The organism is Curtobacterium flaccumfaciens, assembly GCF_004361695.1.
In the GTDB taxonomy this organism is placed as follows: Bacteria; Actinomycetota; Actinomycetes; order Actinomycetales; family Microbacteriaceae; genus Curtobacterium; species Curtobacterium flaccumfaciens_B.
On sequence record NZ_SNVW01000011.1, the window covers coordinates 106,954 to 119,851 of the forward strand.

Annotated in this window: 13 protein-coding genes and 1 tRNA gene; 6 read left to right on the forward strand and 8 right to left on the reverse strand. The window is 72.7% G+C overall.

What is annotated here, in order from left to right:
- Positions 1–200: 200 nt before the first annotated feature.
- Positions 201–791: a CDP-alcohol phosphatidyltransferase family protein gene (locus EDF64_RS14750; protein ID WP_133520726.1), complete on the forward strand. Its 591-nt coding sequence runs from the start codon at positions 201–203 to the stop codon at positions 789–791.
- 159 nt (positions 792–950) lie between these two features.
- Here EDF64_RS14750 and mscL read toward each other — a convergent pair whose 3' ends face one another.
- The 3 genes from mscL to EDF64_RS14765 form a co-directional block, all read right to left on the reverse strand.
- The gene (mscL, locus tag EDF64_RS14755) at positions 951–1,451 is read right to left on the reverse strand and encodes a large conductance mechanosensitive channel protein MscL (RefSeq protein ID WP_133520727.1); all 501 of its coding nucleotides are present in this window, start codon (positions 1,449–1,451) and stop codon (positions 951–953) included.
- A gap of 73 nt (positions 1,452–1,524) precedes the next feature.
- Positions 1,525–1,815: an FmdB family zinc ribbon protein gene (locus EDF64_RS14760; RefSeq protein ID WP_133520728.1), complete on the reverse strand. Its 291-nt coding sequence runs from the start codon at positions 1,813–1,815 to the stop codon at positions 1,525–1,527.
- A 1-nt stretch (position 1,816) separates the two neighbouring features.
- Positions 1,817–2,401 (reverse strand): 5-formyltetrahydrofolate cyclo-ligase, encoded by a 585-nt coding sequence (locus EDF64_RS14765; protein ID WP_133520729.1) that lies wholly within the window; start codon positions 2,399–2,401, stop codon positions 1,817–1,819.
- 115 nt (positions 2,402–2,516) lie between these two features.
- On the opposite strand from EDF64_RS14765, the gene galU reads away from it, so the two are divergent.
- The 4 genes from galU (at position 2,517) to EDF64_RS14785 (ending at position 5,538) form a co-directional block, all read left to right on the forward strand.
- Positions 2,517–3,407, forward strand: a complete 891-nt coding sequence (gene galU, locus EDF64_RS14770) for a UTP--glucose-1-phosphate uridylyltransferase GalU (RefSeq protein ID WP_071292267.1) — start codon at positions 2,517–2,519, stop codon at positions 3,405–3,407.
- A 91-nt stretch (positions 3,408–3,498) separates the two neighbouring features.
- The gene (locus tag EDF64_RS14775) at positions 3,499–4,158 is read left to right on the forward strand and encodes a GNAT family N-acetyltransferase (RefSeq protein ID WP_133520730.1); all 660 of its coding nucleotides are present in this window, start codon (positions 3,499–3,501) and stop codon (positions 4,156–4,158) included.
- A gap of 140 nt (positions 4,159–4,298) precedes the next feature.
- On the forward strand, positions 4,299–5,411 hold the full coding sequence (locus EDF64_RS18300) for a hypothetical protein (protein WP_166645752.1): 1,113 nt from the start codon (positions 4,299–4,301) through the stop codon (positions 5,409–5,411).
- 51 nt (positions 5,412–5,462) lie between these two features.
- Positions 5,463–5,538, forward strand: a tRNA-Ala gene (locus EDF64_RS14785).
- 64 nt (positions 5,539–5,602) lie between these two features.
- On the opposite strand, the gene EDF64_RS14790 is transcribed toward EDF64_RS14785, so the two are convergent.
- On the reverse strand, positions 5,603–6,052 hold the full coding sequence (locus tag EDF64_RS14790; RefSeq protein ID WP_133520731.1) for a hypothetical protein: 450 nt from the start codon (positions 6,050–6,052) through the stop codon (positions 5,603–5,605).
- A gap of 29 nt (positions 6,053–6,081) precedes the next feature.
- Between EDF64_RS14790 and EDF64_RS14795 the strand changes: the two genes are divergently transcribed.
- Positions 6,082–7,125 carry an amidase domain-containing protein gene (locus EDF64_RS14795; protein ID WP_133520732.1) on the forward strand — a complete coding sequence of 348 codons (1,044 nt, stop codon included), beginning with the start codon at positions 6,082–6,084 and terminating at the stop codon, positions 7,123–7,125.
- Positions 7,126–7,453: 328 nt separating this feature from the next.
- On the opposite strand, the gene EDF64_RS14800 is transcribed toward EDF64_RS14795, so the two are convergent.
- The 4 genes from EDF64_RS14800 to EDF64_RS14815 all read right to left on the reverse strand — a co-directional run bounded on the left by EDF64_RS14800 (position 7,454) and on the right by EDF64_RS14815 (position 12,761).
- Positions 7,454–8,659, reverse strand: a complete 1,206-nt coding sequence (locus EDF64_RS14800; RefSeq protein WP_243736408.1) for a hypothetical protein — start codon at positions 8,657–8,659, stop codon at positions 7,454–7,456.
- A gap of 62 nt (positions 8,660–8,721) precedes the next feature.
- Positions 8,722–10,599, reverse strand: coding sequence for a glycoside hydrolase family 2 protein (locus EDF64_RS14805; protein ID WP_133520733.1), 1,878 nt, complete (start codon positions 10,597–10,599; stop codon positions 8,722–8,724).
- 131 nt (positions 10,600–10,730) lie between these two features.
- On the reverse strand, positions 10,731–11,186 hold the full coding sequence (locus tag EDF64_RS14810; protein WP_133520734.1) for a MaoC/PaaZ C-terminal domain-containing protein: 456 nt from the start codon (positions 11,184–11,186) through the stop codon (positions 10,731–10,733).
- Positions 11,187–11,267: 81 nt separating this feature from the next.
- A complete protein-coding gene (locus EDF64_RS14815; protein WP_166645753.1) occupies positions 11,268–12,761 on the reverse strand; it encodes a CHAD domain-containing protein in 1,494 nt (497 codons plus the stop codon).
- Between the last annotated feature and the right edge of the window lie 137 nt (positions 12,762–12,898).

Below are 12,898 nucleotides of genomic sequence, written 5' to 3' on the forward strand. Positions count from 1 at the left end.
CCGATCAGCGACGCCGGAACGCGCGACGGACGACCAGCCGGGAGGCGCGGGTCGACGCCGCCGACGCGTCACCACCCAGCCCGCTCCGGGCTCCGACCCCGCACCGGCCCCGGAACCGGCGCGCCACCGCGACGGCGAGAACGACGCCCGGCTCCTGGGGGACGTCCCTCCCCACTGGTGAGCCGGTACCCTGGGCTTCGATGACTGACACCGCGCGGGAGCGACCCGACTGGCAGACCTGGCCGAACCTGATCTCGCTGTTCCGGCTGCTGCTGATCCCGGTCTTCGTGTGGCTCGTCGTCGCCGGGCACCCGGGCTGGGCGCTCTTCGCGCTCGTCGTCATCGGGGTGAGCGACTGGGCGGACGGCTTCATCGCCCGCCGCTTCGACCAGGGCTCGAAGCTCGGGAAGGCCATCGACCCGATCGCCGACCGGCTCGCCATCATCGCGATCGTGCTCTCGCTCGTGCTCACCGGGCTGCTGCCGTGGTGGGTCGTCGCCGTCGTGGTCCTCGTCGACCTGGTGCTCGTGGTCCTGTCGAGCGTGCTGTTCCACGGCAACCCCGACCTCGACGTCACGTGGACCGGCAAGATCCGGTCCGCGCTGCTGTTCGTCGGACTGCCGGTGCTGCTCTTCTCCGCCGTGCACGCCGTCGACGAGAACGCGCCGTGGGTCCGGATCGTCGCGCTCGTCTTCGTGTACCTCGGCACCGCCGGCCACGTGCTGGCGGGCGCGCAGTACGCCGTCGCGATGGTCGCGAAGCGCCGCGCAGTCGGGGCGCCCGCGCGCTGAGCGCTGCGCGCGCCCGCCCCACCTGGCGCGCCGCGCCCGCTCGCCGCGCCCGCGCCCGCTCGGCCGCGCCCCGCGCCCGGCCGCGCCCGCTCGCACAACGAAAACCCGCCCGAACCACGCGATCGCGCGGTTCGGGCGGGTTTCGGTTGGGCGAAGCGCCTACAGCTTCGTCGTGCCGCCGATCCCCGGACCCTCGGGAGCGTTCGACGGCGCCACGTGCGCGCCGCCCCCGGCCTGCGCGGGCACGCCGTTCTGCGACCGGAGCAGGTCGCGGATCTCGAGCAGCACCTCGACGTCGGTCGGCGGGACGTCCTGCGGCGTCTGCTCCTCGTCGTTCTTGACCCGCTCGAACGCGACCTTCTTGAGGTGGTTCACGGGGAGCACGAGGGCGAAGTACACGACCGCGGCCACGATGACGAAGTTGAGCGCCGCGCCGATGATCGCGCCGAAGAGGATCTTCGCGCTGCCGCCGGAGACGGTCGGGATCTCCCAGATCAGCGCCTCGTCGAGGCTCGACGCGTTGAAGACGGCGCCGATGAGCGGGTTGATGAGCGACGTGACGATCGCGGTGACGATCGCGGTGAACGCCGCACCGATGACGACTGCGACGGCCAGGTCGATGACGTTGCCGCGGAGCAGGAACTCCTTGAATCCCTTCACGGGACTCCTTCCGGGTCGAGGACGGCCGCCGGTCGGCGACGTCCACAAACCTATCGAGGAGTCCGGCTCCGGGTCAGGACGCGGCGGGCTTCGGCGTGCTCGGCTTCGAGTCGGTCTTCGCCGGGGCGGGCTTCGACGGTTCGGCCTTCGGCGCGCTCGACGACCCCGACTCGGAGTTCTTCGGCGCCGGGCGCGAGTCCGTGCGGTAGAAGCCGCCGCCGTTGAAGGTGACCCCGACGGGGGAGAACACCTTGCGCAGGACGCCGCCGCACACCGGGCACTCGGTGAGCGTGGCGTCGGAGAACGACTGCTTGATGTCGAAGGCGTTGCCGCACTCGGTGCAGCGGTACGAGTAGGTGGGCACCCTAGCTCCGGAACGTGATGATGCGGGACGGCGTGATGATGCCGTCGACGGGTTCGTCGTGGGCTTCGCGCGGGACCTCGTCGAGGTACTCCGCGTCGAAGATCACAGCATAGACGGGCGGGCGGTTCGCCATCGACCCGAGGGTCTTGTCGTAGTAGCCGCGGCCCCAGCCCATCCGGACGCCGTCGTGTCCGACCGCGGCGGCGGGGGCGAGGATCGCGTCGACCTCGCCGAGCGCAAGCGGGGAGAGGACCTCGCCGACGACCTCCGGCATGCCGAGGATGCCCTCGGTCTCGGACGCCCCGTCGTCGACGGCCCAGTCGAGCAGGCCGTCCTCGCGGGTGATCGGCAGGAGCACGCGGATGTCGTGCGTGAACGCCCAGTTCAGGAAAGGACGGACGTTCGGTTCGTCCGGTGCCGACAGGTACAGGGCGAGGGAGTGCACCTGGCGCTCCTCGGCGAAGCGCTGCAGGGTCGCGGTGAGCGCCTCGGTGTCGGCGTCGCGTTCGGTCGTGGTCCGGGTGCGCCGCCGCTGCCGGAGCTCGGCTCGCAGGGCGCGCTTCTCGTTCCCGAGATCGGCGATCATGCGGAGGAGTCTACCGAGCGGCCCCGTTGCGGCTTCCCGCCGTGGGCAGCGGGAAGCCGTGTCCCCAGCAGTGACGACATGCCCCGTCCAGGGGTCATCCGATAGTTTCTGACGCATGGGCTTCCAGATTTCCAAGGCGGTGATCCCAGCGGCAGGGCTGGGCACTCGCTTCCTCCCCGCGACCAAGGCGATGCCGAAGGAGATGCTCCCCGTCGTCGACAAGCCGGCCATCCAGTACGTGGTGGAAGAGGCCGTCGGCGCCGGGCTCACCGACGTGCTGATGATCACCGGCCGCAACAAGAACGCGCTCGAGAACCACTTCGACCACGTGTCCGAGCTCGAGGAGACCCTCAAGAAGAAGGGCGACCACGAGAAGCTGCAGAAGGTGAACCAGTCCACGGACCTCGCCGACATGCACTACGTCCGTCAGGGTGACCCGCTCGGCCTCGGCCACGCGGTGCTCCGCGCGAAGATGCACGTCGGCCGCGAGCCGTTCGCCGTGCTCCTCGGTGACGACATCATCGACGCCCGCGACCCGCTGCTCAAGCGCATGATCGAGGTCCAGGGCGAGAAGAACGCGACCGTCGTGGCCCTCCTCGAGGTCCCCGCGTCGCAGACCCACCTCTACGGCATCGCCACGGTCGAGGAGACCGACACCGACGACGTCGTGAAGATCACCGGCCTCGTCGAGAAGCCGGCCCAGGGCGAGGCCCCCTCGAACCTGGCCATCATCGGCCGCTACGTCATCCGTCCCGAGGTCTTCGACGTCCTCGAGAAGCAGGAGCCGGGCAAGGGCGGCGAGATCCAGCTGACCGACGCGCTCATGAAGATGGCGAGCGCCGAGGAGTGGACCGGCGGCGTGTACGGCGTCGTGTTCCGTGGACGCCGGTACGACACCGGTGACAAACTCGACTACATCAAGGCGATCGTGCAGCTCGCCTCGGACCGCGAGGACCTCGGCCCCGACCTCAAGTCGTGGCTCAAGGAGTTCAACGCGGGCGAATGAGTCGGCCCATCCCGCTCGGGTCCCGGTACGCCGGACCCGAGCGGGACACCCGCCCCGCAGGAACTGCCGGGGCACCGGAGGAACCTGAGCGATGACGACGATCCCGACCCTGTCCCACGGGCGGGTCACCATCCGGCCCCTCCGGCTGCGCGACACCCGCGATCTCGACGTCGCGCTCGCGACCAACCGTCCGTGGCTCCGCACCTGGGAGGCCACGAACCCCTCCGGACACGTCTCCTCCGACGTCCGGGGCAGCATCCGCGCGCTCCAGGCCAACGCCCGCGCGGGACTCGGACTCCCGTTCGCGATGGAGCTCGACGGCCGGTTCGTCGGCCAACTCAACGTCTCGGGCATCACCTACGGCTCACTTGCGAGCGCCTCGATCGGCTACTGGGTCGTCGAGGACGCCGCGGGCCACAACGTCACGCCGATCTCGGTCGCCATGGCGGTGGACCACTGCTTCCGCGTGGTCGGCATCCACCGGGTCGAGATCTGCATCCGACCCGAGAACGCTCCGTCGTTGCGGGTCGTCGAGAAGCTCGGCTTCCGGTTCGAGGGCCTCCGCCGCCGCTACATCCACATCAACGGCGACTGGCGCGACCACTTCTGCTTCGCACTCGTCGCCGAAGAGGTCCGCGAGGGCGTCCTCGAGCGCTGGGTCCGCGGGCAGGTCCCGCCGGGCGTCGGCAGCGTCCCGCTGGCCGCCCGCGACGAGGCGGCGCTGCCGCTGCACACGACGCCCCGCGTCTGACCCGCCGGTCCGGTCCGTCCGTCGGTCGCCTCGGCAACGGCCTGGAGGCGCGGCTCGCCCCCCGGTGAATTCGTCACGACACGCGCAACACGCGTCCGGCAATCACCCGGCAGGGGAACGCCCGCCCCTACCGTGTCCCCATGGCAGGAATCGGCTCGTGGGGTGGCGGCATCGTGCTCCTCGTGGCGGCCGTGCTCTGGCTCGTCTACCTCATGCCGTCGTGGGCGGCACGGCGGCAGTACCTCGCCACCGAGCGGAACGCGATCCGTCTGCAGCAGACCCTCCGGATCCTCGCGCAGACCGCTGAACTGCCGGACGAGGTCCGCGTCGAGATGAACGCGAAGTCCCTCGCCGAAGCGCAGCGCGTCGCCCGCTCCGAGGAGGCCAAGCGCACCGCGATCGTCCGCGCCCACGAGGCCGCCCGGCAGCGGGAGATCACCCGCCGGCTCGCCGAGCAGGCACCCGTGCTCGAACGCGCCTCGGCCGTCCCCGCGCTCACCGCGATGCGCATGCGGCGCTCCCGGCTCGGCGCGACGCTGCTCGGCACCGTCGGTCTCGTCGTCGCGATCGTCGTCTTCGTCGCCGCCCCCGCGATGTGGCTCGTCGGCGTCGCCGGCCTCATCGCCGTGGGTGGGTCCGCAGCGGTCCTCGCGCAGCTGCACCAGGTCGCGACGGCCCGGAAGGCGCGCACCGCGACCGGCGTGACGGGCGCGACCCGTGCCTCCAGGCCGGCGACCACCTGGACGGACCCGGCGCCGCCGCTGTCCACCGAACAGCCCGCGGAACCCGTGCGCGACCGCTCGTGGACGCCGAACTCGGTCCCGAAGCCCCTGTACGTCGCGCAGCCGACCGCTCCCGCTGCCGCTCCGGAGTCCGCCGCCGAGCTGGCTGCGCGGCTCAAGCAGCGCGTCGCCGAGGCGAAGGCCGAGGCCGAGGCCGAGGCGGCCGCGATCCGAGCCGCCGAGACCGACCCGTCGCTGGCGCGCGTCTCGCGGATGCGTCCCGACGTCGAGGAAGCCGTGTCGTCGCTGTCTGCGCACGACCAGGGCCGGCTCGCGGAGCGTCTCGGTCTGCGGGCGCCGGCGTCGGACGGCTCGGCTGCTGCCGCTGCTCCTGCCGCACCCGCCGCTTCGGCTGCTCCTGCCGCACCCGCTGCGCCTCCGAGCAAGTGGGCGGGCATGGGCGTGCTCGGGGAGGACGCGTACGAGCAGGCCGACCTCGACGCGATCATGCGTCGTCGCCGCGCCGTCTGAGCCGTCGATTTCGGTTCGGCCGCGGCCTGGTGCTAGTGTGGTCGAGCACTTGGGGCTATGGCGCAGTTGGTAGCGCGTCTCGTTCGCAATGAGAAGGTCAGGGGTTCGAATCCCCTTAGCTCCACCAAGAGGCAAGAACGACGAAGGCCACCCGCTCGGGTGGCCTTCGTCGTTCCACGGGTGGATCAGCGTCAGCCGGGGACGCTCTCGGTCAGGATGCCCGCCTGCGTGAGCTCGTGGTGGATCGCGTTCGCGGCCTGCTCGAACGCGCGGTTGCCGCGGGTGATGCCGATGGCTCCGCCCTTCAACGCCGACTTGCCGGAGCCGCGGAGGAGCCGGGCGACGGTCCGACCGTCGGGCGTCACCATCACCTGGACGTCGAGGCGCGTGTGGAAGGTGCGGTCGTTCGCCAGCCCGCCGATGAGCAGCGTGAGGCCCATGCTGCCCCGGGTCGCACGGAGCGATCCCTGCTCGCCGCCCTCGACGGTGTAGCCCTCACGGGTCAGGGCACCGGCGACGCGGCTGCGGACGGACTCGGGATCGGCGGCGACGAAGAAGTCGTGGCTCTCGGGCATGTGCGTGGTGATCCTCTCGGCGGTGCTCTCGGCGGTGCTCTCGACGGTGTTCCTGCCAGTGATCATGCCGTGTCGTCGCCTACGCTGGAAGCACCATGACTGCTTCGCTGACCCGCCGGTCCCTGCTCTCCCTCGCCGGCGTGACCGGGATCGGGCTCGCGGTGGCGGCGTGCTCGTCGGGCGACGGCTCGGGCACGGGCACGGACGGCGGCGGGAAGGGCGGCGCCGGTGGTGGTTCCGCCACCCCGACCGCGAAGCCCGTCGCGAAGTCCGTCAGCCCCGCACAGGTCCCGCTCGCCGGCGGCGTCACGATCACGGTCGCGGGCACCGGCCTCGCCGCGGTCAAGGGCGTCACCGTCGGTGGCGTCGCCGCACGGGACGTCCAGGCCTCGGCGACGAAGGTCACCTTCACGGCGCCGCACCAGGCGATGTACACGGCCGGATCGGCCGACGTCGCCCTCTTCACGTCGGCCGTCGAGCCGACCCCCTCGGCGAACCAGTCGTCGGACGGCAACGGCAGCGCGGCGAACGACGGACAGTCCGGGGCGACGCAGGACTCCTCGACGTCCACCCCGACGCCGACCGCCGCACCCCTTCCGGACGCCTCGACCGCGGTGGCGACGTCGACGCTTGCGTACGCCGCGCTCACCGACGTCGACCGGCAGCTGCAGTACGCGATGGCGCACTGGAAGGACTACAACCTCGCCGAGTACGGCACGATGAACCCGATCGGCGGCGACTGCGCGAACTACGTCAGCCAGACGCTCATCGCCCGCGGGTGGCAGCAGCGGTCGGACTGGTACAACCGCGACGCCGGCGCAGCACACAGCGCGACGTGGACCTACTGCCCGACGATGGACCCGTGGCTGACGGCGAACGCGGCCGAGTTCGGGCTGACCCGGCGTTCCCTCGACGAGCGCGACAAGGTCAAGGTCGGCGACATCGTGTTCTACGACTGGAACGACAACGACTCGCCGGACCACACGACGATCGTGTCCGAGGTCTTCACCGAGCCCGACGGCACCGTCCGCATCAAGTCGGCGAGCCACAACCAGGACGGCCCGTACCGCGACCTCGACGAGATGATCACCGTGCAGCACCCGGGCGGCACCGCCTGGTTCCACACGTTCGACGCGTAGGCGCGGGCGCCGCGCGCGCCGCGCCGCGGCGCTGCGCCGCTCGCGCCGCCGGTGCGGGGTCGCTGCGCACAACCGAAGTGCGCCCGAGTCGTGGGAACGCGCGGCGCGAACGCACTTTGGTTGTGCGACCCGCGCCGACCGCCCGGCGCGCGCCCGCGCGCGCCCGCCGCCGCGCGCGCCCCGCGCCGCTCGCGCCGCCGCGCCGCGGTGCCGGTTCGGGGTCGCTGCGCACAACCGAAGTGCGCTCGAACCATGGGAACGCGCGGCGCGAATGCACTTTGGTTGTGCGAACCGCCCGGCGCGCGCCCGCGCCCGCCCGCTCCGCCCGTCAGGGGTACCCGAGGTACCAGAGCAGCACGATCGCGACCGGCTGCAGGCACACGCCGACGACCAGCCACGTGACCGCTCGCCGCCGCGTGCCCACGAACACGTCCGACCCGAGCAGCGGCGCCATCGGCATGAGCAGCCGAGGCAGGCTCTGCTGCGGCAGGAACACCGCGACGAGGTAGAGCCCGTACGACGCCGTGAACGCGAGCACGTCGACCCCGAGCGCGCGCACGGCCGGGCGGGTGAAGAAGATCACCGCTCCCACGAGCACCACCACCACGAGCACGATGCCGATCGGCCCGAGCCACGTCCCCGCCATCGTGAACCACGGCGTGAGCGGCGCGAAGTGCTGTCGCCCGACGAACCCCACCCACCACGACAGCTCGGTGTCGAGGTACGCGTTCGGCCGTCCGGTCACCGCCGACGCGATCACCGGCCAGGCCAGTCCCGCCGCGGCGACGACGAGCCCGGACACCACGATGGCGACAGCGTCTCGGACCGGGAACGCGCGCCGCTCCTGCACCCACCGCACGACGAGGTGCACCGCCAGCGCCACCGCGAGCGCCAGCACGCCGGGCTTCGTGAACGCGGCGACCACCCCGAGCGGCGCGATCAGCCAGTAGCGCCGTCGGACCAGGGCCAGGAGCGCACCGAAGAGCAGCAGCAGGAAGGTGCTCTCGGCGTAGGCGACCTGCAGCAGGAACCCGGTCGGCGCGAACGCGAACAGCGCCGTCGCCCAACGTGCCCGCCGCGAGCACCCGACCGCCAGGACGAGCCGGTACAGCACCACGCACGCCCCCGCCCCGGCGAGCGTCGCGACGAGCACGCCTGCCACCCAGAACGAGCCGCCCGTCAGCGGCATCACGATCCGGACGAGCGCGGGGAACACCGGCAGGAACGCCCACGCGTTCGGCAGCACGTGTCCCGCGTCGTCGAGCGGCAGGGTCGCCGGGTACCCGTGCTCCGCGATGGTCCGGTAGAACGAGGCGTCCCACGAGCCGGAGAAGGTGAAGAAGGTGGGGTCGCGCCGGTACGAGGCGAACCGCCACCCGTTCGCCGTGGCGACGGCGTAGACCGTCGCCAGCAGGACGGTGCTCACGACGCGGGAAGCCAGCCACAGGAGCAGGGGGGTGGTCCACCCGCTGTGACGCGCCTCCAGGTCCAGGGCCGGACTGGAGGCGCGGCTCGTCTCCGCAGCGCTCGTCACCGACCGATCCTCGCACGCCCAGGGCGTCCGGCTCGCGTCGTCCGCACCGGCGGCCCCGCCGGTCAGCGCCCCGTGACCGCGCGCCGGATCTGCTCGATCGGCACCTTGGGGGTGCGGTCGGCGTTGAGCAGGCCGTTCGTCTCCTGCATCGTGTCCGTCAGCTGCGTGTAGCAGGAGCCGGCCAGGAACGAGCTCGCTCGGATCGCGTCGTACAGAGCCGTGATCCGCGCCACCCAGTCGTCGCCGTCCGTTGCGGAGGTGTAGCCCCAGCCGTCCTCGCGCTGGGCACCCGGCTGGTAGTTCACGCCGCCGAACTCGGTCAGCATCACCGGCTGCCCGTGGTCGACCGCTCCGCCGACGAGGATGCGCCGGTCGGCCGGGCCGATCCCGTTCACGAGCACCGTGCGCGCGGCGTCGTCCGAGTAGGTCGCGGCGAGCCGGGGGCCGTCGCCCTCGTAGTCGTGGATCGTCAGGATGTCCGAGTTCGTGTGCTCCCAGCCGTCGTTCGAGATCACGGGTCGTGTCGGGTCGAGCGCCCGGGTCACGTCGGCCAGGGCTCGGGCGTACGCCTGCTGCGCCGGGTCCGTCGCGATGTGCTGCACGCCCCAGCTCTCGTTCGCCGGCACCCAGGTCACGATCGACGGGTGCGAGGCGTCGCGTTCGACGGCGTCCATCCACTCCCGGACCAGCCGCTGCACCGCACGCGGCGAGAACGCGTAGGCGCCCGGCGCCTCGCCCCAGACGAGGATGCCGAGCCGGTCCGCCCAGTACAGGAAGCGGGGGTCCTCGATCTTCTGGTGGTTGCGGGCGGCGTTGAAGCCGAGCTCCTTGATGAGTTCGACCTCGCGGCGGAGCGCCTCGCGCGAGGGGGCGGCGATGTGGGAGTCCGGCCAGTACCCCTGGTTGAGGACGCTGCGGACGTCGTAGCGGCGGCCGTTGAGCAGGAACGCGCCGCCGTCGGTCCCGACGGTGCGGACGCCGAAGTACGAGGCGACGACGTCGACGGGGGTCGGGTCCGCGGTGCCACCGGTTGCCGGGGGGAGCAGGGCGACCGTGGCGTCCACCAGGCGCGGTGCCTCCGGGGTCCAGTGGAGTTCGTCCTCGGCCTGGCCGTTCGACTGGCGTGCGATCGGCACGAGGACGTCGAACTCGTCCCCGGTCGCGCCGAGGGTGGCCTCGATCGTGGCGAGGTGCTCGTCGCGCTCGTCCCAGCGGGCGTCGACGCGGAGGCGCTCGCCGCCGGTGCGCTGTCCGGCGATCCGGACGGTCAGGCGCAGGGTCGCGTGGTCGGTGTTCGTCCAGCGGACGTACTCGATCGAGGCGGTCGGAACGGCCTCGAGCCAGACGGTCTGCCAGATGCCGGTGGTCCGGCGGTACCAGATCGCGTGCGGGTCCTCGTGCCAGTCCTGCTTGCCGCGGGGCTGGGTGAGGTCGTGCGGGTCGTCCTCGGCGCGGACGACGAGGGTGTGGACGGCGTCGGGGTCGGTCGCGAGGGCGTCGGTCACGTCGAACGAGAACGGGGTGTGCCCGCCCTCGTGCTCGCCGATGAACCGGCCGTCGATCCAGACCCGTGCGCGGTGGTCGACGGCGCCGAAGTGCAGCACCAGGCGCGGGGCGGACTCACCGTGGCCGGCGGCGTCGAGTTCGGCGTGGGTGATCGAGCGGGAGTACCAGACCACCGGGTGGAAGCCCGGCTCGTCGATGCCGGAAGCGACGGACTCCGGCGGGAACGGGACGACGATGTCCCGCGCGTCGGGGAAGCCCGCGGCCCAGGCGGGGTCGTCGCCGTCGTTCCGGAACGACCACGTGCCGTCGAGGTCCGCCCAGTGCGGGCGGAGCATCTGCGGCCGGGGGTACGTGCCGTCCTGCCGCGAGGCGAGCGGGAGGGCCGGCGAAGGGGCGGTGTCAGGTGCGGCGACGGTGCCGTCGAGCGTGCTCATGCATCCATGCTGGCGTGGCTGTACATCGTTGTAAAGGGGTGGCCGCCGATTGCCGTCGACACGTGTGCCCGGCAGCTGGGGCCCGCGGCTGGGGGCCTGCGGCCGGGGCCCGCGGCTGTGACCTGCGGCGCTCAGCCGATCGCGGCGTCGCGGGTGAGGACCATGACGTCCATCCGACCCTGCTGGACCACCTCGCCGCGCTGGTTGCGCAGCGACACGGTGCGCTCGACGATGCCCGTGCGCCCGGAGCTCGTCAGCCGGGTCGACAGGATCTCGACGTCGCACGTGAGGGTGTCGCCGATGAACACCGGCGCCGTGAACCGCCACTGGTCGATGCCGAGGAGTGCCACAGCGGAGCCCTCGAACACCCCCGTGCGCGCGATGAGCCCGAGGCAGAGCGACGTGCCGAGCAGTCCGTGCACGATCCGTTGGCCGTACCGGGTCTTCGCGGCGAACTCGACGTCCGTGTGCACCTGGTTGTTGTCGTTCGTCCACGAGGCGAACGACACCACGTCCGCCTCGGTGATCGTGCGACCCGGGGTCGTGAAGGTCTGTCCGGCGGCGAGGTCCTCGAGGTAGTGCGGCACGTCGTCATCCTCGCAGACCGGCGACCGCCCGGCCGGTCACGTTCCCGCCGGTCACGGCTTCGCTGGTCACGTCGCCGCTCGTCATGCCTTCGCGAGCAGCTTGCGCGCCCGGCCCCATGCCTGCTCGAGGACCGCGTGCTCCGTCGTGGCCAGCGCACCGTGGCCGAACGTGTCCTCGCCCCGCTGCGCCGCCGGCCCCGCCAGGTCTCGGTAGGCAGCGGTCGCGTGTGCAGCGTCGAGCACTTCGCCGAGGGACTCCTGCAGCCGCTTCAGGAACCCGAGCCGGCGCTTCCCGAGGTCCGGCCGGTCGCCCGCGGCCTGCAGCGCGTACCGCAGTCGCCGGGCGGTCTTCCGGACCTCGTGCAGGTCGTCGAGTCCCTCGACCCGGCCCCCGAGCGTGCCGGCGACCCGGTCCCGCTCCTTCCGGATCCGGTGCACCGCGAAGGCCGCGGCGTCGTCGTCGGCGTGCGGCCCCCGGGGTGCCCGCTCGACCAGGTCGTCGAGGTGGTCGAGCGAGGACGCCCACGCGGGGGAGCGCAGGGTCCGGCGGAGCTCGGCGGCGGCCGCTGCGCGCGCCCCCTCGACGTGCGCGCCGATCCGGTCGAGCGTGCCGGCGTCGACGAAGCCCTCCGGTGCGCGGGCGGCGGTCCGCAGGAGCCGGTCGCGGAGGACCTCGGCGTCCCGCGCCACCCCGGCGACCCGCGCCACCCCGGCGAGCTCGGCCCGCAGCACCTCCGTCGCACCGCGGTCGAGCGCACCCCGGTACGCGGCGAGCACGCTCCGCAGCCGTCGCAGCACCTTCCGGAAGTCGTGGACGGACTCCCGCTCGTCGGCGCGGACGCGGGGATCGACCGCGACGAGGTCGGCCCGCAACGAGCGCAGCACCTCGCGCAGCGCCGCCGCCGCGGTGCCACGCCGCGGACGCTTCGACGTCCCGCCGCGTCGAACGGGTTCCGGTCGAGCGGGCCGGGGACGGCCGTGCTCCGGGGACCGCCCGCCGCCGGCCGCTGCTGGTTCGGCGGCGTCGGCCAGCGCACGCTCCGCCGCCCGTGCAACCGACCCTGCGCTCCCGTCGTCGCTCAGCGCCCACCACCTGGCCGACCGCAGGAGCGCGGTGTCCGGGTCGCCCTCGTCCACCCGCACGTCGGCGACCTCGGCGCGGAGTCGTCCGTCGCGCCCGCGGAGCTCGACCAGCGTCGTCGCCGTGTCCCGCACCCGCACCACCCGGAGCTGCCGGCCGCGGAGGAACACCTCGACCGTGTCCCGGGGTGGCTGCTCGGCGCTGCCGACGCCGTCGTCGCTGCCGACGCCGTCGTCGTCCAGGTCGGGTCCCACCGCCACGGGCCCGTCCCCGCGGTCGACGGACCACCCGGCGTCCGACCGCAGCAGCTCGACCCCCTCCGCAGCCAGGACGCGGTCCTCGCTGTCCCACACGGTCTCGCGCAGGACGACCGGCTCGTGACGGCGGACGTCGTCGGCGAAGGGTTCGAGCGCGGGGAGTCGGCGGTCGTCGGGGATCCGCCAGGTGCAGCGGGGGTCGGTGCGGGCCTCTGGGTCACGGTGCGGGGTCGGCATGGGGACGAGTGTCGTCCGACCCGCCTGTTCCGGCCCGGCGCTCATCGCGTTCTGTGGACGGCGCCCTTCGGCACACGCCCTGTGGAGGACCGCCACCACTCCCGGACCCGCCACCACTCCCGGACCCACCCCCACTC

Excerpts from the sequence above, each read along its gene's own strand:
- EDF64_RS14750 (WP_133520726.1), top strand. The coding sequence starts at position 201 with ATGACTGACACCGCGCGGGAGCGACCCGACTGGCAGACCTGGCCGAAC.
- EDF64_RS14765 (WP_133520729.1), bottom strand. The coding sequence starts at position 2,401 with ATGATCGCCGATCTCGGGAACGAGAAGCGCGCCCTGCGAGCCGAGCTC.
- galU (WP_071292267.1), top strand. The coding sequence starts at position 2,517 with ATGGGCTTCCAGATTTCCAAGGCGGTGATCCCAGCGGCAGGGCTGGGC.
- EDF64_RS14775 (WP_133520730.1), top strand. The coding sequence starts at position 3,499 with ATGACGACGATCCCGACCCTGTCCCACGGGCGGGTCACCATCCGGCCC.
- EDF64_RS18300 (WP_166645752.1), top strand. The coding sequence starts at position 4,299 with ATGGCAGGAATCGGCTCGTGGGGTGGCGGCATCGTGCTCCTCGTGGCG.
- EDF64_RS14790 (WP_133520731.1), bottom strand. The coding sequence starts at position 6,052 with ATGATCACTGGCAGGAACACCGTCGAGAGCACCGCCGAGAGCACCGCC.
- EDF64_RS14795 (WP_133520732.1), top strand. The coding sequence starts at position 6,082 with ATGACTGCTTCGCTGACCCGCCGGTCCCTGCTCTCCCTCGCCGGCGTG.
- EDF64_RS14805 (WP_133520733.1), bottom strand. The coding sequence starts at position 10,599 with ATGAGCACGCTCGACGGCACCGTCGCCGCACCTGACACCGCCCCTTCG.
- EDF64_RS14815 (WP_166645753.1), bottom strand. The coding sequence starts at position 12,761 with ATGCCGACCCCGCACCGTGACCCAGAGGCCCGCACCGACCCCCGCTGC.